The 21,346-nt window shown below is 72.6% G+C and carries 20 protein-coding genes and 1 riboswitch; of the genes, 18 read left to right on the forward strand and 2 right to left on the reverse strand.

All coding sequences use genetic code 11. The features are described 5' to 3' along the window. Positions 1–221: 221 nt before the first annotated feature. The 18 genes from IE237_RS01515 (at position 222) to IE237_RS01600 (ending at position 19,595) form a co-directional block, all read left to right on the forward strand. Positions 222–428 carry a hypothetical protein gene (locus IE237_RS01515; RefSeq protein WP_189799946.1) on the forward strand — a complete coding sequence of 69 codons (207 nt, stop codon included), beginning with the start codon at positions 222–224 and terminating at the stop codon, positions 426–428. Positions 429–454: 26 nt separating this feature from the next. Further along, entirely contained in the window at positions 455–733 is a 279-nt protein-coding gene (locus IE237_RS01520; RefSeq protein ID WP_189799947.1) for a hypothetical protein, read from the forward strand. A 49-nt stretch (positions 734–782) separates the two neighbouring features. Continuing rightward, positions 783–1,805 (forward strand): glycosyltransferase family 2 protein, encoded by a 1,023-nt coding sequence (locus tag IE237_RS01525; protein ID WP_189799948.1) that lies wholly within the window; start codon positions 783–785, stop codon positions 1,803–1,805. Between the two features lie 34 nt (positions 1,806–1,839). Beyond that, the gene (locus IE237_RS01530) at positions 1,840–2,802 is read left to right on the forward strand and encodes a UbiA prenyltransferase family protein (RefSeq protein ID WP_189799949.1); all 963 of its coding nucleotides are present in this window, start codon (positions 1,840–1,842) and stop codon (positions 2,800–2,802) included. A gap of 5 nt (positions 2,803–2,807) precedes the next feature. Continuing rightward, a complete protein-coding gene (locus IE237_RS01535) occupies positions 2,808–3,797 on the forward strand; it encodes a lysylphosphatidylglycerol synthase domain-containing protein (protein WP_189799950.1) in 990 nt (329 codons plus the stop codon). Beyond that, positions 3,794–5,224, forward strand: coding sequence for an aspartate aminotransferase family protein (locus IE237_RS01540; protein ID WP_189799951.1), 1,431 nt, complete (start codon positions 3,794–3,796; stop codon positions 5,222–5,224). The genes IE237_RS01535 and IE237_RS01540 overlap by 4 nt, the downstream gene beginning before the upstream one ends. Further along, the gene (locus IE237_RS01545; RefSeq protein ID WP_189799952.1) at positions 5,218–6,270 is read left to right on the forward strand and encodes an NAD-dependent epimerase/dehydratase family protein; all 1,053 of its coding nucleotides are present in this window, start codon (positions 5,218–5,220) and stop codon (positions 6,268–6,270) included. Before IE237_RS01540 ends, IE237_RS01545 begins: the two co-directional genes overlap by 7 nt. A gap of 12 nt (positions 6,271–6,282) precedes the next feature. Then, positions 6,283–7,326, forward strand: coding sequence for a glycosyltransferase family 2 protein (locus IE237_RS01550; RefSeq protein ID WP_189799953.1), 1,044 nt, complete (start codon positions 6,283–6,285; stop codon positions 7,324–7,326). Beyond that, positions 7,319–8,434, forward strand: coding sequence for an endonuclease/exonuclease/phosphatase family protein (locus tag IE237_RS01555; RefSeq protein WP_189799954.1), 1,116 nt, complete (start codon positions 7,319–7,321; stop codon positions 8,432–8,434). Before IE237_RS01550 ends, IE237_RS01555 begins: the two co-directional genes overlap by 8 nt. Continuing rightward, positions 8,431–9,402, forward strand: coding sequence for an endonuclease/exonuclease/phosphatase family protein (locus tag IE237_RS01560; RefSeq protein ID WP_189799955.1), 972 nt, complete (start codon positions 8,431–8,433; stop codon positions 9,400–9,402). Before IE237_RS01555 ends, IE237_RS01560 begins: the two co-directional genes overlap by 4 nt. Positions 9,403–9,419: 17 nt before the next feature. Beyond that, complete coding sequence (locus IE237_RS01565; RefSeq protein ID WP_189799956.1) at positions 9,420–10,385, forward strand: aldo/keto reductase; 966 nt, start codon at positions 9,420–9,422, stop codon at positions 10,383–10,385. After that, positions 10,375–12,339 (forward strand): MMPL family transporter, encoded by a 1,965-nt coding sequence (locus tag IE237_RS01570; RefSeq protein ID WP_189799957.1) that lies wholly within the window; start codon positions 10,375–10,377, stop codon positions 12,337–12,339. The genes IE237_RS01565 and IE237_RS01570 overlap by 11 nt, the downstream gene beginning before the upstream one ends. A gap of 17 nt (positions 12,340–12,356) precedes the next feature. Then, a complete protein-coding gene (locus tag IE237_RS01575; protein WP_189799958.1) occupies positions 12,357–13,340 on the forward strand; it encodes a LuxR C-terminal-related transcriptional regulator in 984 nt (327 codons plus the stop codon). 100 nt (positions 13,341–13,440) lie between these two features. Next, positions 13,441–13,704: a DUF3311 domain-containing protein gene (locus IE237_RS01580; RefSeq protein WP_189799959.1), complete on the forward strand. Its 264-nt coding sequence runs from the start codon at positions 13,441–13,443 to the stop codon at positions 13,702–13,704. After that, positions 13,701–15,326, forward strand: coding sequence for a monocarboxylate uptake permease MctP (gene mctP / locus IE237_RS01585; RefSeq protein WP_189799960.1), 1,626 nt, complete (start codon positions 13,701–13,703; stop codon positions 15,324–15,326). Before IE237_RS01580 ends, mctP begins: the two co-directional genes overlap by 4 nt. 87 nt (positions 15,327–15,413) lie before the next feature. Beyond that, a complete protein-coding gene (locus tag IE237_RS01590; protein ID WP_189799961.1) occupies positions 15,414–15,914 on the forward strand; it encodes a GNAT family N-acetyltransferase in 501 nt (166 codons plus the stop codon). A 55-nt stretch (positions 15,915–15,969) separates the two neighbouring features. Continuing rightward, positions 15,970–16,092, forward strand: a riboswitch (cobalamin riboswitch). A gap of 132 nt (positions 16,093–16,224) precedes the next feature. Then, positions 16,225–18,579: a ribonucleoside-diphosphate reductase subunit alpha gene (locus IE237_RS01595; protein ID WP_189799962.1), complete on the forward strand. Its 2,355-nt coding sequence runs from the start codon at positions 16,225–16,227 to the stop codon at positions 18,577–18,579. Next, a complete protein-coding gene (locus IE237_RS01600) occupies positions 18,579–19,595 on the forward strand; it encodes a ribonucleotide-diphosphate reductase subunit beta (protein WP_189799963.1) in 1,017 nt (338 codons plus the stop codon). The genes IE237_RS01595 and IE237_RS01600 overlap by 1 nt, the downstream gene beginning before the upstream one ends. Positions 19,596–19,661: 66 nt before the next feature. On the opposite strand, the gene def is transcribed toward IE237_RS01600, so the two are convergent. Beyond that, positions 19,662–20,297, reverse strand: a complete 636-nt coding sequence (def, locus tag IE237_RS01605; protein ID WP_189799964.1) for a peptide deformylase — start codon at positions 20,295–20,297, stop codon at positions 19,662–19,664. A gap of 67 nt (positions 20,298–20,364) precedes the next feature. After that, a complete protein-coding gene (locus IE237_RS01610; RefSeq protein ID WP_189799965.1) occupies positions 20,365–21,345 on the reverse strand; it encodes a tetratricopeptide repeat protein in 981 nt (326 codons plus the stop codon). Position 21,346: the final 1 nt, after the last annotated feature.

Below are 21,346 nucleotides of genomic sequence, written 5' to 3' on the forward strand. Positions count from 1 at the left end.
GTGACGCCTCCCGGAAACCCCCTGGTGGGCGGCGCGCGGAGGCTCGTGGCACGCACTGGCCCCTAACGGCCACGCGGTTGGCGCCAGCCGTTCTCCGGTGACAGGGCACCTCCGGCAGGCCAGTCTTGGACCTGTCGAAGCCGCCCGGCAGAGCCCGGGAGCGGCCCGGGGGAACACCCCCGCGATCCCCACTCCGCACCGTCCAGGAAGGCAGCCCCGCCATGCCCAGCAGCGCCCGTTTCGCCACTTTCGCCCGCGTTCAGCTCCGTGCCGCCGTCGCCCTGGCCGTCCCCGCCGCCGCCGCGCTCACCCTCGTCCTCGCGGCCCAGCCGGCGCCCGCCGCGACGGTCGCCGTCACCGCCTCCGACGCGACCGCGACCGGGACCCCGCAGCCCACCGACGGCAACGACGGATTCTCCTGGGGCTGATCCCCATCTACCTCATCGGCGTCTCGATGAGGGAACCGGACGACGAACCCGCACCGGACACCGACCCCCCACCGGCCCCGTCCGCCGCACGGCTCGTCGAGACGCTGCACCGCGTCGCCCGGCCGCAGGACCGCTTCGAGTCCGCCCGGGCGCTCGTCCTCGACCGGACGGTCCGGCTGGCCCTGTACATCCGGGGCCCCGACGAGATCGAGGCCGTCGGCCACGCGCTGCTGCTCTGCCGGCTCCTCCTCGGCCACTCCCCCGAGCTCTCCCGCCACCGCATCGCGGACTTCCGGCTCCTCTGACGCCCCCACCGCCCGGGGAGCCCCGCCCCCAGGAACCCAAGGAACCCCCATGCCCAGGGCCCGTCCCAGCGTGTCCGTCATCATCCCCAACTACAACTACGAGAAGACCCTGCGCGCCTGCCTCACCTCGGTCTTCGCGCAGACCCACGCCCCGCTCGACGTCATCGTCGTGGACGACGCCAGCACGGACCGGTCCCGTGACATCGCCCGCGAGTTCGACGTCGTCCTCATCGCCAACCCCCACAACCGCGGGGTGTCCGCCGCCCGGAACATGGGGGCCGCCGCCGCCCGCGGCGACGTCCTCTTCTTCCTCGACTCCGACACCGCCCTCCACCCCGAGGCCCTCGCCCACGCCGCGGACCTGCTCGGGAACGACCCCGGCCTGGGCTGCGTCCACGGCGTCCTCGACCCCGAACCGCTCTTCGACGACGGGCCGGTGGAGCGCTACCACGCCCTGCACGCCCACTTCTGGCGCCGCCGCGCCGCCGGCGAGGTCCGCACCGCCTTCTTCGCCCTCGGCGCCCTCCGCAAGGAGGTCTTCGAGGAGACCGGCCCCTTCGACGAGAACCTCCGGGACTCGGAGGACGTCGAGTACAGCGGCCGGCTCGTCCGGTCCCACCGGATCCTGATGACCGAGGCGATCCGCGGCCGCCACGACGACGTGGACCGGCTCGGGGCGATGCTCTCGGAGCAGTACCGGCGCTCGCAGCTGCTGATCGCGGCGCTCGGACAGATGCGGGAGGGCGGCCTCACCGCCAACCGGCCGCTCGGTGTCCTGGCCGCCGCGCTGACGCTCCCCACGCTGCCGCTCGCCCTGCTCTCCCCCTGGCTGCTGCTCGTCCCGGCCCTGTGCGCGCTGCTCTTCGCCTGCGCCGACCCGGGCCTGAGCCGGTTCGCGCTGCGGACCCGGGGACCCGGCTTCCTCCTCTACTTCACCGCGGTCCACTTCGTGCTGCACCAGGCGATCGTCCTGGGCGCGGCCCGCGGCGCCGTCCGCTGGCTCACCGAGCCGGACTTCGGCCCGAGCGTGCGCCGCCGGCCCGCCCCCGCCGCCCCCACCACCTCCGTATGACCTCCCGTACGACCCTCCCCACAGGAGTACGTCCATGGCCACGCCCACGCTCACCGGCCGAGAGGCTCCGGCGGTCCGTCCGCCGGCCTCCCGTCCGCCCGGTCGCCTCGCCGACCTCACCGCCCTCGTCCGCCCCGGACAGTGGACGAAGAACCTGGTCGTCGTCCCCCTCGGCCTGCTCGGCGCCCCCCGCCTCGACGGCGGCGCGCTCGGCGGCGCGCTCGCCGCGATCGCCGTCTTCACCCTCGCGTCCGCGCTGATCTACCTGGTCAACGACATCGGCGACCGGGACCGCGACCGGCGTCACCCGGAGAAGCGGCACCGGCCGATCGCCGCCGGACGCATCGGCGTCGGGACCGCCGTGTCCTTCGCCGCCGCGCTCGCCGCCCTCCTCGCGGCGACCGTCGGGCTGACCGCGCTCACCGGCACGGCCGGACTCGCGGACTGGTGGCCGGTCGCCGCGTACCTCGCGCTCAACGCCGCCTACAGCAAGGGGCTCAAGCACGTCCCGCTGCTCGACGTCTTCATCGTGGCCCTCGGATTCGTGCTGCGCCTCGCCCAGGGCTGCCTGGCCACCGGGAACCCGGTGCCGAGCTGGCTCGCGCTCTGCGTCTTCTCCCTCTGCCTGCTGCTGATCCTGGGCAAGCGGCGCCACGAGATGGCGGTCGGCGGGGTGCTGCACCGGCCCGCGCTGCGCGGCTACACCCTCGGCTTCCTCGACCAGCTGCTCGCCTTCACCGCGGTCCTCACGGCGGTGAGTTACGTCCTGCAGGTCCAGGGCAGCCCGGTCTTCGGGACGCACGGCCCGCTCGTCGCGGTCCTCACCGCGCCGTTCGCGCTCTTCGGGCTGGCCCGCTACCTCCAGCTGATCGTCGTCGACGCGGGCGGCGGCAACCCCTCACGGGCCCTGTTCAGCGACCGGATGACCGTCTCCAACGCCCTGCTCTGGTCGGCGCTGCTCGCCGGCGCCTGGCTGCTCGGCCGCCTCGGGTCATGACGCCCATGACGCTCACCACCGCCGCACCGGCGCCCCGCACCGCACCGGAAGCACCGGCCTCGCCGCGCGGTCGCCTCCGGCGCGCCCTGCCCGTCCTCTTCCCCGTCGCGGTCGTCACCGGCATCGGCTTCGCCCTCCACGACCGGGCGGACGAGCTCGCCGCCCTCGTCCTGCGGCCCGACTCCGTCCCGTACCTCCTCGCGGCGCTCGCGGCCAACGCCCTCGCCGTCCTGCTCTCGATGGCCACCTGGCGGACCCTGCTGTCCGACCTGGGGCCGCGGGTGCCCGGCCGGACCGCGACCCGGATCTACTTCACCTCCTACCTCGGCAAGTACGTGCCGGGCGCCGTCTGGGGCGTCCTCGCCCAGCTGCGGATGGGCGGCGCGGCCGGGGTGCCCGCGCCGGTCGTGCTCGCCGTCTTCCTGCTCAACCTGATCGTGGCCGTCCTCACCGGCCTCGCCGTCGGCCCGCTCGCCGCGCCCTGGACGATCGGCGCCGAGGCCTGGTGGCTGGTGCTGCCGGGCGCGGTCACCCTCGCCTTCGCCGTCCGGCCGGGACTGCTCCACCGCCTCGCCGCGTCCGCCGCGCGCCTGGCCCGCCGGCGCCCGCCGGAGACCCGGGCGAGCGACCGGGGCATGCGCCGGGCCCTCGCCTCCGCGACCGGCTCCTGGGCGGCCGGCGGGCTCCACCTGTGGGCCCTCGCCGTGATGCTGGGCGCCCCTCCGCTGACCGCCCTGCCGGTCTGCGTGGGCGGCTTCGCCCTGGCCACGGCCACCGCCAGCCTCGTGGTGGTGCTGCCGGACGGCTGGGGTGCCCGCGAGGCCCTGCTGCTCCTGGCCCTGACCGCCGTCCTGCCCTGGCAGGAGGCGACCGCCGTCGCGGTCGCCAGCCGGGTGGTCTGCACCCTCAGCGAGGTCCTCGTCGGCGGTGCCGCCCTCCTCCTGACCCTCCCCCGCCGCCCGCTTCCCCCCACCGACCCGAAGGAACGGACATGACCGCCCTCTACTCCGTCGACGACTGCGAGTCGCTGACGACCAAGCAGGTCCACGGCCTGTACAAGGACCACGTCAACAAGAGCCAGGTCTCCCTGATGACCTCCTTCGGCTTCGGCCAGGAGCTCGTCGAGAGCGCCGAGGGCGTCTGGATCACCCAGCGCGACGGCCGCCGCGTCCTCGACTTCACCGGCGGTGTCGGCGTCCTCAACCACGGCCACAACCACCCCCGGATCCTCGCCGCCCGGCAGCGGTTCCAGGAGCGGAAGAGCATGGAGGTCCACAAGACCTACTTCTCGCCGTACGTCGCGGCCCTCGGCCACAACCTGGCGGAGCTGCTGCCCGGCGACCTGAACATGTCGTTCTTCCCCAACTCCGGTGCGGAGGCGGTCGAGGGCGCGGTCAAGCTGGCGTACAAGTACCACGGCGGCCGGCGCTCCCGGGTGCTGCGGGCCGACATCTCCTTCCACGGCAAGCTGCTCGGCTCGGGCAGCCTGACCGGCCAGAACCAGTCCGGGTTCCAGTTCCCCGGCATCCCCGGCGTGGGGATCTTCCGGTACGGGGACCTGGAGTCCGTCCGGAGCCTGGTCGCCGAACTCCGCACCGACAAGGGCGAGTCGGACGTGTACGCGATCCTCGTCGAGCCGCTGTCGGCGTCGACGATGAACGAGTGCTCGGAGGAGTTCCTGCGCGGTCTGCGGGAGCTGTGCACGGCCGAGAACATCGTCCTGCTCTTCGACGAGATCTACACCGGCTGGGGCAAGACGGGCACCCTCTTCCACTTCATGCGGTACGAGGGTCTGGTCCCCGACATCCTCACCACCTCGAAGTCCTTCGGCGGCGGCAAGTCCTCCATCTCCGCGTTCGTCGCCCGCGAGCCGGTCTTCCGCAAGGCCTACGACAACCTCACCGACGCCCTGCTGCAGTCGACCTCCACCACCTACTACGGCTTCGGCGAGGAGGCGGTGACCGCGATCGAGGCGGTCAACGTGGCCGTGGAGGACGACTATCCGGCCCGCGCGCGGGACATCGAGCGGATCCTCGCCCCGGGTCTGGAGCGGATCGCGAAGGAGTACCCGGACGTGGTGGCGGAGGTCCGCGGCCACGGCGCGCTGCACGGCGTCTTCCTGCACAAGGGCCCGAAGATCCTGGAGCTGGTGACGAAGCTGGTGCCGGGCGCGATGACGAAGGACCCGCGCTTCCGCACCAAGCTCATCACCTCGTCGGTGGTCAACGCCCTGTACCGGGACCACGGCGTCTACACGTACTACACGCTCAACGGCGAGAACCCGCTGATGGTCGCCCCCTCGCTGGTCGCCGAGCCGCACGAGGTCGAGTTCTTCCTGGACTGCCTCGACAAGACCCTGGCCCAGGGTCTGCCCCGTCTGCTCACCCGTTTCGTCAAGGAGAAGGTGTCGTCGCTGTGGTAGAGCGCATCGTGGTCACCGGCGGTGCCGGAATGCTCGGTTCGACCCTGATCGAGCGGCTGCTCGACGAGGGCCGGCAGGTGCACTGCGTGGACCTGCGGGCCCCGCGCACGGAGCACGCTCACCTCACGCACACGGTCTCGGACGTCCGGGACACCGTCACGATGAAGCGGGCCACGGCGGACGCCGACGTGGTGGTGCACTGCGCCGCCGCCCTGCCCAGCTACCCGGCCGACACGATCCGCTCGGTGATCGTCGGCGGGACGGAGGCGGTCCTGACGGCCGCCGAGGCGAACGCCGTGCCCCGGGTCGTGCACATCTCCTCGACCGCCGTGTACGGACTGCCGAAGGTGGTGCCGACCCCGGAGGAGTACCCGCGCGAGCCCGTCGACACGTACAGCGCCGCCAAGGCGGAGGCCGAGGAGGTCGCCGAGCGGTTCCGCGGCCGGGAGATGTGCGTGCCGATCCTGCGGCCCAAGACCTTCCTCGGGCCGGGCCGGATGGGGCTCTTCGCGATGCTCTTCGAGTGGGCCGAGGAGGGCCGGAACTTCCCGGTCCTCGGCCGGGGCGACGTCCGCATCCAGATGTTCGACGTGGCCGACCTGGTCGACGCGGTGGTCACCGCCATGGAGGCGCCCGCCGAGCGGGCCGACGACACCTTCAACCTCGGCGCCACCGAGTTCGGCACGATACGCGAGGACTTCCAGGCCGTCCTGGACGCGGCCGGGCACGGCAAGCGGGTCCGCTCGCTGCCCGCGAAGCCGGCGCTCGCCACGCTCAGTCTGCTCCAGCGCTCCGGGCTCTCCCCGGTCTACGGGCGCCTGCTGCACAAGCTCCTCGACGACAGCTTCGTCTCCACCGAGAAGGCCAGGGACGTCCTCGGCTTCCGGCCGGTCCACTCCAACCAGGACGCGATCCTGCGCACCTTCGCCTGGTGGCGCGAGCAGCGGCGCACCGCCGGCGCCCGCCCCACGAAGAAGAGCGAGGGCGTCACCAGCGTCGAACCGTGGCGGCAGGGAGCACTCTCCCTCGCCAAGGTCCTCTTCTAGGAGAACTCCCCGATGTCCCTCCCCCTGGTCTCCGTCATCGTTCCCAACTACAACTACGGCCGCTCGATCGGCCTGTGCGTCGAGGCCGCCCTCGCCCAGACGTACCCGAACATCGAGGTCCTCGTCGTCGACGACTGCTCCACCGACGACTCCGCGGCGATCGCCGCCGCGGCCGGCGCCCGGGTGGTCTCCACCGGCGTCAACGGCGGGGTCGCGGTCGCCCGCAACCTCGGTGCGGAGCTCTCCTCCGGCGAGATCCTGGTCTTCCTCGACTCCGACGTGGCCATGCACCCCGACGCGGTCGCCAGGTCGGTCGAACTCCTCGCCTCCGGGCAGGGGTACGGCGCGATCTGCGGCACCTACGAGCCGGAGCCGCTGATCCGCGACAGTCTGATCGAGGAGTACCGATCGCTCCAGCAGTACTACCTGCTGCTGAAGTCGGAGGGGGTCATCGACACCGTCCACACCGCGATCCTGGCCATGCCCCGGCGGGTCTTCGACGAGGTGGGGCCGTTCAACCCGATCCTGCGGCACACCGAGGACCAGGACTACGGGCGCCGGATCTCCGAGCGGTACACGGTGCTCAGCTCCCTGGAGGTGCGCGGCCGGCACGACCACGACGACACCGTGCGGATCGTCCTCGACAAGGTCTTCGCCCGCGCCCGGCTCGCCGTGCCGCTCATCCTCGGCAGGCGGCACCTCCAGGGCGGCTTCGTCACGGGACCGCGCGCGGGCGCCAGCCTGGCCGCGCCCCTGACGGTCGCGGCGCTGGCAGCGCCCTTCCTGTGGGGGCCCGCGTGGGCGCTGCTGCCGCTCGCGCTGTTCGTCCTGGGTGTCTGGGGCGACCTGGACATGTACCGGGAGGTGCGGCGGCACCGGGGGCGCCTGTTCCTCGGGTACTTCGTGGCGGTCAACTTCCTGGTGAACCTGACGGTGTTCGCGGCGATCGGGGTCGCGGGCGTGCAGTGGCTGTGCTCGAAGCGGTTCCGGCACCTGTACGACCCGCAGCCGCGCCCCGACCTCGCGCGGCTGCCCGCGGGTGCCTCCCATGGCTGACACGCTCGCCCCGCCGGAGACCGTCCCCGCGGCCCCCGCCCCTCCCCGCCGCCGGAACCGGCTGGTCCTCGGCACCGCCCTGGCCTGGCTCGCGCTGCTCCTCGTCGAGTGGGCGGCGGACGGCCGGATCTGGCTCGGGCACCTGGTCGGCATCGTGCCGCCGGCCGTCTTCGTCCTGGTGCCGCTCGGGCTCGCGGTCCTGGCGCTCCTCGCCCGGGGCGCCGCCCGGTGGCGGACCCTCGCCGCCGCGGCGCTGGCCCTGATCCTGGGCTTCGGGCAGTCGGGCTTCGACCCGGCGGCGCTGTGGCGGGCGGAGCCGCGGCCCGGCCCGGACGCGGTACGGGTCTTCGCCTGGAACACCAACTCGTGGAACCAGCTGCTCGGCACCCAGGACCACTTCTACGCCTTCCTGAAGGCGAAGGACGCGGACGTGTACCTGCTGCACGAGTACCAGCACGTCACCGCCGACCGGAAGGGCAGGCTGCCGATCGACGATCTGGCGCGGCTGCGCCGGGAGTTCCCCGGCTACGGGGTGGCGGTCCGGGGCGAGCTGGTGACGCTCTCGCGCTTCCCGATCCTGCGGCGGCCGGCCGTGGGCCCGGCCCGGGAGGTGCCGCCGGGCGCGGACTGGCCGACGGAGTACCGCGAGAACAAGGTGCTGCGGACGGACGTGCTGGTCAGGGGGCGCACGGTGTCCTTCTACAACGTGCACATGCCGGTGTGGAACAGCATGCCGGACGGCCTCCTCTCCGCCGCCTTCTACCGTCACATGCGGGAGCGGTCCGCCCCGCGCCGTGCGCAGTACGAGGGCCTGGAGGCGGACCTGGCGGCCAACCGCAACCCGGTGGTGGTGGCCGGCGACTTCAACGCGACGGCCGCGATGTCGGACCTCGACCCGCTCCGGGAGCGCCTCGACGACGCCGCGGAGGTGAGCACCGACCCGTACCCGACGAGCTGGGAGGAGGGCGGCTGGAAGCCCTTCTGGCGGACCGACTGGGCGTTCACCGGGAACGGGGCGCGGGCGGAGCGGTACGCGTTCGGCGCTCCGGAGAAGCTGTCGGACCACGCCGTGCAGGACCTGTGGGTGTCGCTGCCGGGGAGCGGATGACGGCGATGGTCCTGTACTGCGCCCTCGGCTGGGCGGTGTTCCTCGCCCTGCACCTCGCGCTCAACGGCCGCTGGTGGCCGTGGCTCGCGGTCTCGCTGTTGCCGCCGGTCGCCCTCGCGCTCGTCCCGCTGGCGCTGCTCGCCGCCGCCGTGGTCACCGGCGGCCGGCTCGCGGCGGCGCTGGCCGGGGGCTGTCTGCTCGTGGCCTGGCCGCAGAACGGGATCAACCTGCGGGGGCTCCTCCCCCGGGGGCCCGAGGAGGACGGCCTGCGGCTGGTGTCCTGGAACACCCAGCACTGGAACCAGGGCGGCGACCCCGACCGCTTCTACGCCTTCCTGCGCGCGCTCGACGCCGACGTGTACGTCCTCCAGGAGTACCTGAACGGCTTCGAGGGCGGCGCGGTCTGGGACATCGACGACGAGGAGCGGCTGCGGGCCGCGTTCCCCGGCCACCACCTGGCCGTCGGCAACAACTCCGTGACGCTGTCCCGGTTCCCGCCCGCCGGGCCGCCCGTGCCGGTCGGCGCCTGCTCGCTCCGGGTGGACCTGCGGGTCGGGGACGGTGTCCTGTCGACGTACAACGTGCACATCCCGGTCCAGCTCACGGTGATGAACCCGCTGCGGCCGGCCTTCCTCCGGGACGTGCGGCGCCGGGCGGCGGCCCGCGACCGGGAGTACGCGGCGCTCGTCGCCGACCTGCGGGGCAACCCGCACCCGGTGCTGGTGACCGGGGACTTCAACACGAGCGCCGCCATCGGCGACATCCGCCGGATGCCGCGCTCGCTGCGCGACGCGATCGGCGCCTGCCGTGCGCTCCTCCCGGCCAGCTGGAACGCCCGCGCGCGGCTGCGGCTGTGGCGGATCGACTGGGCGTTCACCGGCGGCGGCGCCCGGGTCGGCTCGTACCGCTTCCGCGCCGCGGAGGGCCTCTCGGACCACCTGGTCCAGGAGCTGACCGTCACCGTATGAGAGAGAGGGAAGACACCATGGAGTACACGAACCTGGGCGGAACCGAGGGTCCGCGCGTGTCCACGCTGTGCCTGGGCACCCTGCCGTTCGGCACCCGGATCGACGAGGCTGCGGCCTTCGCCGTGCTTGACCGTTTCCACGAGGCCGGCGGCACCTTCATCGACACCGCGAACACCTACGCCTTCTGGGAGCCGGGCGCGACCGGCGCGGAGAGCGAGCTGCTCATCGGCCGGTGGCTGCGGAGCCGGGGCGTCCGGGACGAGATGGTGCTCGCGACCAAGGTCGGCGCCCTGCCCGATCCGCCGGGCTCGGCCTGGCCGGAGTGCGCGGAGGGCCTGTCGGCGCCGGTGATCCGCCGCCAGCTGGAGGAGAGCCTGCGGAACCTGGGCACGGACCGGATCGACCTGTACTACGCGCACATCGACGACCGGTCGACGCCGGTCGCGGAGACGATGGGCGTGTTCGGCGAGCTGGTGGACGTGGGGAAGATCGGCCGGGCCGGCTGCTCGAACTTCGCGGCCTGGCGGATCGAGGAGTCGCGGGGCGCGGCGGTCGCCGCCGACGTGCCGGACTACGCGGCCGTGCAGCAGCGGTACACGTACCTCCGGCCGCGCCCCGGGGCGGAGTTCGGGGTGAACCCGCACGCCTCGGAGGAGCTGCTGGACTACCTGGGGACGCGTCCGGAGCTGACGTTCACGGCGTACACGACCCAGTTGACGGGGGCGTACACCGATCCGGGCAAGGAGATCCCGGACCAGTACCGGCACGCGGGTTCGGAGCGCCGTCTGAAGGTGCTCGCCGAGGTGGCGGCGGAGCTCGGGGTGACCGCGAACCAGGTGGTCCTGGCCTGGGCGCTGGGCGGCGGGCTGCCCGTCCTGCCGGTGATCGGGGCGAGTTCGCCGGAGCAGCTGGACGAGACGCTCGGCGCGGTGGGGCTGCGTCTGGACGACGAGCTGAGGAAGCGGCTCGACGATGTGGACTGAGCGGGTACGGACCGCGGTGCTGCGGCACCGGGCCGCGGTCGGGGTGGTGTGGCTGCTGGTGCTGCTGCTCGGCGGGGCGACGGCGGTGCTCGGCCTCGGGCGGCTGGACCAGTCGTTCACCGCCTCCGGCGGGCCGGGCCACCGGGCGAACCTGGCAGTCCAGGAGCGGTACGGGAACGGTGCGGCGGTCGCCCCGCTGGTCGCGGTCGTGACCTGGGACGTGCGCACCCGGGAGTCCGCCGAGCGGCTCGCGGACGCGCTCGACCGGGTGGCGGGACCGGGCGCGCGGACGGTCTCGTACGCGGGGACGGGCGACGAGGGCTTCCTCGGCGCGGACGGCCGGACCGCGTACGCGCTGGTCTACCCGGGGGCCGGGAAGCCGGACCTGGCGGGCCTGGCGGCCGTCGAGGAGGCGGCGGTCTCGCTGCGCGCGGGGCTGCGGTCGGCGCTGCCCGAGGCGCGGGTCGAGGTGACGGGGGTGCTCCCGCTCCAGCACGACAGTGCGCTCGCGGGGCCGGGGGCGGCGGCCCTCGCGGTGAAGGCGGCCTGTGCGCTCGGGCTGCTGCTGGTGCTCGTCCTGGCGTTCCGCTCGACGCTCGGGGTCCTGGCGCCGCTGCTCCTGGCGGCCGTGACCTCGGTCGGGGCGCTCGTGCTGGTGGAGGCGGTGGCCGGGTTCGCCGAGATCAGCTTCGTCGTGGTGTACCTGGTGCCGGTGACGGCGTTCGTGGTCGCGGTGCACCGGTGGGCGCAGCCGCCGGGGACGGCCGACCGGTCGGCGGTGACGGGCGGCGCGGCGGGCGCGGCGGCCTGCGCGGTCCTCGCGGTGTGCCCGGCCGCGTTTCTGCGGTCGGTCGGGGTCGCGGGCCTCGCGGTCTGCGCGGTGGGCACGGCGGCGGCCCTGACGCTGACGCCGGTGCTGCGGTCGGTGGCGGGGCCGGTGGCAGGGCTTCGGTCCGCACGCCGCGCCCGTGCGTTCCCCGCCGTCGGTCTCGTCCGACCCGCCCGTGCGCTCCCGGCCGTCGGTCTCGTCCTGCTCGTCCTGCTCACGGGCGCGGCCACGCAGCTGCGGGTCGGGAATCCGGAGGCCCGGGCCCTCGTGGCGAGCGGTCCGGCCCGGGACGGTCTGGACCGGCTCGCGGCGGCCGGGGTGCCGTCGGGGGTGCTGAACCCGCTGGAGCTCCTGGTGCCCGAGGGCGGGGACGCGGCGGAAGTGGCCGCTCGGGCGGCGCGGGTGCCGGGGGTGCTGCTCGCTGCGGCGCCCGCCGCCTGGCAGCGCTCCGGGTCCGCGCTGGTCGTGGTCGTCCCGGCGGAGGAGCCGATGACGGCGGCCGGGGCCGGGACGGTGACCGCGCTGCGGTCGGCGCTCGCGGACACGGGCGTCCTGGTGGGCGGTTCGGGTGTGGTGGACCGGGATCTGGTGGACGGGGTGTACGGACTGCTGCCGTACGCGGTCCCTCTGGCGGCCCTCGCGGCCTTCGGGGTGGTCGCCCGGCGCCTGGGGCCGGGCCCGGCGGCGCGGGCGGTGCTCGGCGGGCTGCTCGCGGCGGGCGCGTCGGCGGGGGCGCTCGTGGTGGTGTGGCAGTGGGGCCCGGCGGGGACCGGCGCGGTGACGGGCTGGGTGCCGCTGGTGGTGGGCGCCTTCGCGTTCTGCGTGTCCCTGGAGCGGTCGGCGGCCTCGGCGTCGGGCGGGCCCGGGTGGGCGGGCGGGGTGGCGGCGGTCGCGGGCGCGCTCGCGGTGCTGGCGGTGGGGATCGGTCCGCAGGTGGAACTCGCCCTGCTGGTCTCCGGGTTCGCGGCGGGCGCGGTGGCCGCCGTGGCGTCCGGCCGTCTCCTCGTCGTGCGCGCGGGGGTGCGCCCCGGAGTTCACCCCAATTGGTCTAGACCTAGACGGTCTCTCCCCTCTAGCATCGACGACCGCGATCACGAGTTCGACCGGTCGCGCCACGGAAGGTGACGAGGGGGAGATACCTGATGCTGGAGGCGCTCGGCATAAAGGAGTCGACGGAGGCCGTCTACCGCCTGCTCCTGGAGCGGCCCGAGTACGACGTAACGGAGATGGCGGCCCATCTGGGCCGCCCCGAGCCGGAGGTCCGCGAGGCGCTCGCCTGTCTCGCGGACCTCAAGCTCGTCCTCATGGACGACTCCTCGGGCGAGGTCGAACCCTTCAACCCGGACGTCGGCTTCTCGTTCCTGCTCTCCCGCGCCGAGGCCGAGCTGAGCAAACGCAAGCGCCAGGTGGAGCAGGCCGGCCGCGCGGTGGCCGGCATCCTCGCCTCGTACGCGGACTGCTCCGAACCGGGCGTCCGGCACGACCTCGTGGACCGCATCACGGGACTCGACAACGTCCGCGAACGCCTGGAGGACCTGGCCGCGAACGCCCGCACCGAGTGCCTCTCGCTGCTGCCCGGCGGCGCCCAGCTCCCCGACACGATGGACGCGAGCCAGCCGCTCGACCAACTCGCCCTGGAGCGCGGGGTGAAGATCCGCTCCCTCTACCAGGAGAGCTTCCGCAACGACCCGCCGACCGTCGAGTACGTGCGCTGGTACTGCGACCTCGGCGGCGAGGCGCGGACCGTGCCCGTCGTCCCGATGCTCATGGTGATCGTCGACCGCGAGGCCGCGCTCGTCCCCGTCGACCCCGAGGACGGCCGCGCGGGCGCCCTCGAGGTGCGCAGCCCCGGCCTGGTCCACGCGCTCGTGGTCCTCTTCGACCGGCTGTGGGACGCGGGCACCCCCTTCGGCGAGACCCCGCGCCGCGACGCGCACGACCTCTCCCCGCAGGAGCGGGAGTTGCTGATGCTCCTCGGCATCGGCTGCACGGACGACATCGCTGCCCGGCGGCTCGGCGTCTCGCTGCGGACGGTCCGCCGGATGAGCTCGGAGCTGATGAACCGTCTGGGAGCCCGCAGCCGGTTCGAAGCCGGGGTACGGGCCGCCAAGGAGGGCTGGCTCTGACGAGTCGCTTCCGTTATGCGGACAGGGGTTCCCAGCGCGGGAGCCGTCCCCTAGATTTCCCCAGCATTACCGAGGTGATCAGCGAGGGGACGGAATCGCCATGTCAGACGCGCCAGATGCGACACAAGGGAAACAACCGACCATCACACCCCTGCGGGTGGTGATCGCGCTCTGCCTGATCGCGCCGTTCGTGGCGATGCTCTGGGTGAGCTCCTACGCGAAGGTCGAACCGCTCTTCGCCGGCATCCCGTTCTTCTACTGGTACCAGATGCTCTGGGTGCTGATCTCCACCGCACTCACCATGATCGCGTACAAGCTGTGGCAGCTGGACCAGCGTGCCCGCAAGGGAGGTGACACGCGATGAAGGACGGCGTGAACGGTGTGGCGCTCGGCGTCTTCATCTTCTTCTTCGTGGCCGTCACGGTCATGGGCTTCCTGGCCGCGCGCTGGCGCAAGGCCGAGAACGAGCACAGCCTCGACGAATGGGGTCTGGGCGGCCGGTCGTTCGGCACCTGGGTGACCTGGTTCCTGCTCGGCGGCGACCTCTACACGGCGTACACCTTCGTCGCCGTCCCCGCGGCCATCTACGCGGCGGGCGCGGCCGGCTTCTTCGCCGTCCCGTACACGATCCTGGTGTACCCGCTGATCTTCACCTTCCTGCCCCGGCTCTGGTCGGTCTCGCACAAGCACGGATACGTCACCACCTCGGACTTCGTCCGCGGCCGTTTCGGCTCCAAGGGCCTGTCGCTCGCGGTGGCGGTCACCGGCATCCTCGCCACCATGCCGTACATCGCGCTCCAGCTCGTCGGCATCCAGGCCGTCCTGGACGTGATGGGCGTCGGCGGCGGCGAGAACACCCACTGGTTCGTCAAGGACCTGCCGCTGCTGCTCGCCTTCGGCGTCCTCGCGGCGTACACGTACTCCTCGGGCCTGCGCGCCCCCGCGCTCATCGCCTTCGTCAAGGACACCCTGATCTACATCGTCATCGCCGTGGCGATCATCTACATCCCGATCAAGCTGGGCGGCTTCGACGAGATCTTCGCCAAGGCGGGCGAGGCGTACGCGCAGACCAACCCGGCGACCGGCAAGCCGCGCGGCGCGCTCGTCCCCGGCGAGGCGGGCCAGTGGACCTACGCGACGCTCGCGCTCGGCTCGGCGCTCGCGCTCTTCATGTACCCGCACTCCATCACGGCGACGCTGTCGTCCCGGAGCCGTGAGGTCATCCGCCGCAACACCACGATCCTGCCGCTCTACTCGCTGATGCTGGGCCTGCTCGCGCTGCTCGGCTTCATGGCGATCGCCGCCGGGATCAAGGTCAAGAACGGCCAGCTCGCCATCCCGCAGCTCTTCGAGACCATGTTCCCGGACTGGTTCGCGGGCGTCGCGTTCGCCGCGATCGGCATCGGCGCGCTCGTCCCCGCCGCGATCATGTCGATCGCCGCGGCCAACCTCTTCACCCGGAACATCTACAAGGACTTCATCAAACCGGACGCCACCCCGGCGCAGGAGACCAAGGTCTCCAAGCTGGTCTCGCTCCTGGTGAAGGTCGGCGCCCTCGTCTTCGTCCTCACCATGGACAAGACGGTCGCGATCAACTTCCAGCTGCTCGGCGGCATCTGGATCCTGCAGACCTTCCCGGCCCTCGTCGGCGGCCTCTTCACCCGCTGGTTCCACCGCTGGGCACTGCTCGCCGGCTGGGCCGTCGGCATGGTCTACGGCACGGCCGCCGCGTACGGCGTCGCCAGCCCGACCCAGAAGCACTTCGGCGGCTCCTCCGCCGAGATCCCCGGCATCGGCGAGATCGGCTACATCGGCCTCACCGCCTTCGTCCTCAACGTCCTCGTCACGGTCGTCCTGACCTTCGTCCTCAAGGCCGTCAAGGCCCCCGAGGGCGTCGACGAGACCTCTCCCGAGGACTACACGGCGGACGCGGGCGACGCCGGTGTCCGCACCGAGCTCCCGAAGGTCGGCGCCTCGACGCACTGACCCGCGGACGCCCACGGCAGGGGCCCGGGATCTCCACCAGGAGATCCCGGGCCCTTCGCGTACCCCCCACGAGGCAGACTGGCGTGCATGGACTTCATGATCAGGGCGGTACGGCCCGAGGAGTACGAGGAGCTCGGTGACCTCACCGGGCTGACCTACCTGAACGACGGACTGCTGCTGCACGGCGAGGACGACTTCTATCTGGACGTGCTCCGCGACACGGCACGGCGGGCCCGCGAGAGCGAGGTGCTCGTCGCCGTCGACGCCGAGGGCGGGATCATCGGCGGGGTCACCTTCGCCCCCGGCGCCACCCCGTGGGCGGACATCGCCGTCGCCGGCGAGGCCGAGTTCCGGATGCTCGTGGTCGCGCCGGCGGCCCGCGGCAGGGGCGTCGGGGAGGCGCTCGTGCGCACCTGTGTGGACCGGGCGCGGGCCCTGCCGGAGTGCGCGCGGCTGGTGCTCTCCACGGACGCGAAGATGGTCTCCGCGCACCGGATCTACGAGCGGATGGGCTTCGTCCGCACCCCCGACCGGGACTGGGAGCCGATCCCCGAACACGCTCTGCGAACGTACGCCCTGGAGCTGTAACCCTCGGGGGCGACACAACATGTGGGGGGTGCAGCAAGCGGCGCCCCCCACATGTATGCTCGTCCTCGCTGTCGACGCAGGGGAATCCGGCGCGAATCCGGAACTGTCCCGCAACGGTGTACTACGTGCGGTTTCGTGCGCGGTGAGTCCGAGATCCTGCCGGCAGCGCGCCCGGTCCGTCCGGTCCGGGTGCCACAGACGTCCGGGCCTCGCGGAGTGGGCCGGTGGACGCGGCGTTCCCGCGCGTGCGGGTGCCCGCATGCCCGCCTCCCCCGCCCTGGCCCCGAGCCGAGCGAGGGAGAGCCCCCACGTGACCATCGCGCCCGCCGATCCGGCCGCAGCGATCGAGACCGACGGCCCCGGGACCGTACTCCTGCGGACCCTGACCGATCTCACCGCCGACCTCCCGGACACCGACCCCGGCAAGGTCGCCGCCGCCGCTCTGCGCGGCCGCAGCGCCACGTCGGACGAGGCGGAGCTGCGCGAGCTGGCCACCGAGGCGGCCGCCGGCCTGATCGCCGAGGACCCCGCGTACTCCCGGCTCGCCGCCCGGCTCCTCACCATCACCATCGCCGACGAGGCCGCCTCCCAGGGCTCCGTCACCTTCTCCGGCTCCGTCGCCGTCGGGCACCGCGAGGGCCTGATCGCCGACCGCACCGCCGAGTTCGTCACGCTGCACGCCGCCGCGCTCGACGCGACGATCGACCCGGCCGGCGACGACCGCTTCGGCTACTTCGGTCTGCGCACCCTCTACTCGCGCTACCTGCTGCGCCACCCGATCACCCGCAAGGTGATCGAGACCCCGCAGCACTTCATGCTGCGCGTCGCCTGCGGCCTGGCCGAGGACGAGAGCGTCCGCGCCCTCGACGAGGTGGCCGCGCTGTACGGTCTGATGAGCCGCCTGGACTACCTGCCGTCCTCCCCCACGCTCTTCAACTCCGGCACGCGCCACCCGCAGATGTCCTCCTGCTACCTCCTGGACTCCCCCCAGGACGAGCTGGACTCCATCTACGACCGCTACCACCAGGTCGCGCGCCTCTCGAAGCACGCGGGCGGCATCGGCCTCTCGTACTCCCGCATCCGCGCCCGCGGTTCGCTGATCCGCGGCACCAACGGGCACTCCAACGGCATCGTGCCGTTCCTGAAGACCCTCGACGCCTCCGTCGCCGCAGTGAACCAGGGCGGCCGCCGCAAGGGCGCCGCCGCGGTCTACCTGGAGACCTGGCACGCGGACATCGAGGAGTTCCTGGAGCTCCGCGACAACACGGGCGAGGACCAGCGCCGCACCCACAACCTGAACCTGGCGCACTGGATCCCGGACGAGTTCATGCGCCGGGTCAACGCCGACGCCCCGTGGTCGCTGTTCTCCCCCTCGGACGTCCCCGAGCTCGTCGACCTGTACGGCGAGGAGTTCGACGCCGCCTACCGCAAGGCCGAGGCGGCGGGCCTGGCCCGCAAGACGATGCCGGCCCGCGACCTCTACGGCCGGATGATGCGGACCCTCGCGCAGACCGGCAACGGCTGGATGACCTTCAAGGACGCCTCCAACCGGACCGCGAACCAGACCGCCGAGCCCGGCACCGTCGTCCACTCCTCGAACCTCTGCACCGAGATCATCGAGGTCACGAACGACGGCGAGACCGCGGTCTGCAACCTCGGCTCCGTCAACCTGGGCGCCTTCGTGCAGAACGGCGACATCGACTGGGCGCGGCTCGACGAGACCGTCCGCACCGCCGTCACCTTCCTCGACCGGGTCGTCGACATCAACTTCTACCCGACCGAGCAGGCGGGCCGCTCCAACTCCCGCTGGCGTCCGGTCGGCCTGGGCGCGATGGGCCTCCAGGACGTCTTCTTCCAGCTGAAGCTGCCGTTCGACTCTCCCGAGGCGCGCGCCCTGTCCACCCGTATCGCCGAGCGGATCATGCTCGCCGCGTACGAGGCGTCCGCCGACCTCTCCGAGCGCAACGGTCCGCTCCCCGCCTGGGACAAGACCCGCGCGGCCCGGGGCGTCCTGCACCCCGACCACTACGACGTCGAGCTGAACTGGCCGGAGCGCTGGGCCGCGCTGCGCGAGCGGATCGCCGCCGTCGGCATGCGCAACAGCCTGCTCCTCGCCATCGCGCCGACGGCGACCATCGCCTCGATCGCGGGCGTCTACGAGTGCATCGAGCCGCAGGTCTCCAACCTGTTCAAGCGCGAGACGCTGTCCGGCGAGTTCCTCCAGGTCAACTCGTACCTCGTCGACGAGCTGAAGAAGCTCGGCGTGTGGGACGCGCAGACCCGCGAGGCGCTGCGCGACGCCAACGGCTCGGTGGCCGGCTTCACCTGGGTCCCGGCCGAGGTGCGCGAGCTGTACCGCACGGCCTGGGAGATCCCGCAGCGCGGCCTCATCGACATGGCCGCCGCCCGGACCCCGTTCCTGGACCAGTCGCAGTCGCTGAACCTGTTCCTGGAGACACCGACGATCGGCAAGCTGTCGTCGATGTACGCGTACGCCTGGAAGCAGGGCCTGAAGACGACGTACTACCTGCGCTCCCGCCCGGCGACCCGGATCGCCCGCGCCGCCCAGGCCGCCGCCCCGATCCCCGTCCAGCAGGCGGTCCCCGACGCCGACGCGCTCGCCTGCTCCCTTGAGAACCCCGAGTCCTGCGAGGCCTGCCAGTAATGAGCTCCACCGAGAAGAAGAACCTCCTGGACCCGGGCTTCGAGCTCACCCTCCGCCCCATGCGCTACCCGGACTTCTACGAGCGCTACCGGGACGCCATCAAGAACACCTGGACCGTGGAGGAGGTCGACCTCCACTCGGACGTCGCCGACCTCGCCAAGCTCACCCCCGGTGAGCAGCACATGATCGGCCGGCTGGTCGCGTTCTTCGCGACGGGCGACTCGATCGTCTCGAACAACCTGGTCCTGACGCTCTACAAGCACATCAACTCCCCTGAGGCGCGGCTGTACCTGAGCCGTCAGCTCTTCGAGGAGGCGGTGCACGTCCAGTTCTATCTGACGCTGCTCGACACGTACCTGCCCGACCCGGACGACCGCGCCGCCGCGTTCGACGCGGTCGAGGAGATCCCCTCCATCCGCGAGAAGGCGCAGTTCTGCTTCAAGTGGATGGACTCGGTCGAGAAGATCGAGAAGCTGGAGACGGCCGCCGACCGCCGCCGCTTCCTGCTGAACCTGATCTGCTTCGCGGCGTGCATCGAGGGCCTGTTCTTCTACGGCGCCTTCGCGTACGTCTACTGGTTCCGGTCCCGCGGCCTGCTGCACGGCCTGGCGACCGGCACCAACTGGGTGTTCCGCGACGAGACGATGCACATGAACTTCGCCTTCGAGGTCGTGGACACCGTCCGCAAGGAGGAGCCGGAGCTCTTCGACGACGCGCTCCAGCAGCAGGTCACGGACATGCTGAAGGAGGCCGTCGAGGCGGAGCTGCAGTTCGGCCGCGACCTGTGCGGCGACGGCCTGCCGGGCATGAACACCGAGTCGATGCGCGAGTACCTCCAGTGCGTCGCCGACCAGCGCCTCCAGCGCCTCGGCTTCCCGCCGGTGTACGGCTCGGAGAACCCGTTCGCGTTCATGGAGCTCCAGGGCGTCCAGGAGCTGACCAACTTCTTCGAGCGCCGTCCGTCCGCCTACCAGGTGGCGGTCGAGGGCTCGGTGGACCTGGACGAGGACTTCTAGGTCCCCCTACGGAGAAGGGCCCCGCACTCGGCGAGTGCGGGGCCCTTCTCCGTGAGGTGCGGGCGATCAGGCGTTGGGGACCGTCTCGTAGCGCGGGGTGCCCTCTTCCATCTGGCGCAGGGCGTCCTTGCGGTCCCGCTTCGACAGCTTGTCGATGTACAGGAAGCCGTACAGGTGGTCCGTCTCGTGCTGGAGGCAGCGGGCGAAGTAGCCGGTGCCGCGCACCTTGATCGGGTTGCCCTGGGCGTCCTGGCCGGTGACCGCCGCGTAGTCCGGGCGGGCCAGCTCGGCGTAGGCCGTCGGCACGGACAGGCAGCCCTCGTTGGACTCGTCCAGGACGCGCAGCTCGGCCGGGAGCTCCTCCAGGACCGGGTTGCAGACGACGCCGACGTGCCGGACGCCCTCGTCGTCCATGCAGTCGTAGACGAAGACCTTGAGGTCCACGCCGATCTGGTTCGCGGCCAGGCCCACACCCTCGGCGGCCTTCTGGCTGGCGAACATGTCGTCGATCAGCTTCGCGAGCTCGTCGTCGAACTCGGTGACGTCCTTGCACTCGCGGTGGAGCACGGGGTTGCCGACGACCGTGATCGGGCGGGCCGTGCCGCGCTCACGGTAGGCGAGCTCGCGCGCCTCACAGTCCTCCGTGTCGACCACGTAGCCGTCGTTGATCTGCGTCTGCTCGTCCGTGTCCTGCTGCGCCATGTCCGGCCGCGCCTTCCTGAAAACCCGATTCCGTCGAAGGACAGCCTACGGGCCCCGAAGCGAACGCTCAGCAGACCTCTTCGAGATCGCGCCACTCGCGGGAGTCCGGGCTGTCCGCCACCCAGCCGTCGAGGAGTCCGCGCACCAGGCCCGCGGGGGCCGCGATGCCGCACTCCCGCTCCGGGACCCACAGCTCGCCCGGCGAGCGGTGGCCCAGCGGCCCGGGGTGCCCCGGCTCGCTGTGGTCGTGCGGATCGGAGTGCTCGCCCTCGCCCTCGGCGCTCGGCATGGTCGACTCGGAGCAGGCGCGGCAGAGCAGCCGCACGGAGGACGACCAGTCCTCGGCGGCGAAACCCGCCTCGGCGGCGAGCTGCTCCAGGGCGTCCCGGTCGGCCTCGGTGGCCGCCTCCAGGAGGACGACCCAGGTGGGGACGGGCGAGGGCGCCCACAGCTCGATCTCGTCGAAGACGGGGTAGGAGGGGCCGGCGGTGGTGGTCCGCTCGCCGTTCGGCACGCCGTCGTGGAGGACGACCTCGCCCCAGCGGCGGCCGGAGGACGGCAGCGGGATGGAGAGGACCTCGATCCGGGCCGGGTCGAGTCGGCGGCCCCACACGACCTCCGCCTCGCCCTCCGGCGACAGCCGGACGGCGGCGCTGCCCAGCTCCATGCCGGCGGGCTCGCCGGTGCCCGCGGCGGCGCCGGGCACCTTCAGTCCGTACGCCTGCCAGGCGCGGCGGGCCAGCGGCCAGTCCTGGAGCGCGGTGGCGGCGATGCCCACGTTCCACCAGTCGGGGGCGCCGGTCTCCTTGTCGAGCAGCGCGACGGCGCGCAGCCCGGCGGCCCGCGCCTGCTCCCAGTCGTGCCGGAACTTGTGCAGCAGGGCCAGGTTGAACCAGGACTCCGAGAGCCAGGGCTCCAGATCCGCCGCGCGCGTCAGAAGTGCGCCCGCGTCCTCGTACCGGCCGTCGCCGATCAGCGTGAACGCGCGGTCGGTGGCCTGCCGCCACGAGGCGGAGGGCCGATGCCGTACCTTCCCGAAGATCCTCACG

Source organism: Streptomyces tanashiensis (genome assembly GCF_014648895.1).
GTDB classification, from domain to species: domain Bacteria; phylum Actinomycetota; class Actinomycetes; order Streptomycetales; family Streptomycetaceae; genus Streptomyces; species Streptomyces tanashiensis.

Excerpts from the sequence above, each read along its gene's own strand:
- mctP (WP_189799960.1), top strand. The coding sequence starts at position 13,701 with ATGAAGGACGGCGTGAACGGTGTGGCGCTCGGCGTCTTCATCTTCTTC.
- IE237_RS01540 (WP_189799951.1), top strand. The coding sequence starts at position 3,794 with ATGACCGCCCTCTACTCCGTCGACGACTGCGAGTCGCTGACGACCAAG.
- IE237_RS01515 (WP_189799946.1), top strand. The coding sequence starts at position 222 with ATGCCCAGCAGCGCCCGTTTCGCCACTTTCGCCCGCGTTCAGCTCCGT.
- IE237_RS01550 (WP_189799953.1), top strand. The coding sequence starts at position 6,283 with ATGTCCCTCCCCCTGGTCTCCGTCATCGTTCCCAACTACAACTACGGC.
- IE237_RS01555 (WP_189799954.1), top strand. The coding sequence starts at position 7,319 with ATGGCTGACACGCTCGCCCCGCCGGAGACCGTCCCCGCGGCCCCCGCC.
- IE237_RS01570 (WP_189799957.1), top strand. The coding sequence starts at position 10,375 with ATGTGGACTGAGCGGGTACGGACCGCGGTGCTGCGGCACCGGGCCGCG.
- IE237_RS01565 (WP_189799956.1), top strand. The coding sequence starts at position 9,420 with ATGGAGTACACGAACCTGGGCGGAACCGAGGGTCCGCGCGTGTCCACG.
- IE237_RS01520 (WP_189799947.1), top strand. The coding sequence starts at position 455 with ATGAGGGAACCGGACGACGAACCCGCACCGGACACCGACCCCCCACCG.
- IE237_RS01525 (WP_189799948.1), top strand. The coding sequence starts at position 783 with ATGCCCAGGGCCCGTCCCAGCGTGTCCGTCATCATCCCCAACTACAAC.
- IE237_RS01575 (WP_189799958.1), top strand. The coding sequence starts at position 12,357 with ATGCTGGAGGCGCTCGGCATAAAGGAGTCGACGGAGGCCGTCTACCGC.
- IE237_RS01590 (WP_189799961.1), top strand. The coding sequence starts at position 15,414 with ATGGACTTCATGATCAGGGCGGTACGGCCCGAGGAGTACGAGGAGCTC.
- IE237_RS01560 (WP_189799955.1), top strand. The coding sequence starts at position 8,431 with ATGACGGCGATGGTCCTGTACTGCGCCCTCGGCTGGGCGGTGTTCCTC.
- IE237_RS01530 (WP_189799949.1), top strand. The coding sequence starts at position 1,840 with ATGGCCACGCCCACGCTCACCGGCCGAGAGGCTCCGGCGGTCCGTCCG.
- def (WP_189799964.1), bottom strand. The coding sequence starts at position 20,297 with ATGGCGCAGCAGGACACGGACGAGCAGACGCAGATCAACGACGGCTAC.
- IE237_RS01580 (WP_189799959.1), top strand. The coding sequence starts at position 13,441 with ATGTCAGACGCGCCAGATGCGACACAAGGGAAACAACCGACCATCACA.
- IE237_RS01535 (WP_189799950.1), top strand. The coding sequence starts at position 2,808 with ATGACGCTCACCACCGCCGCACCGGCGCCCCGCACCGCACCGGAAGCA.
- IE237_RS01600 (WP_189799963.1), top strand. The coding sequence starts at position 18,579 with ATGAGCTCCACCGAGAAGAAGAACCTCCTGGACCCGGGCTTCGAGCTC.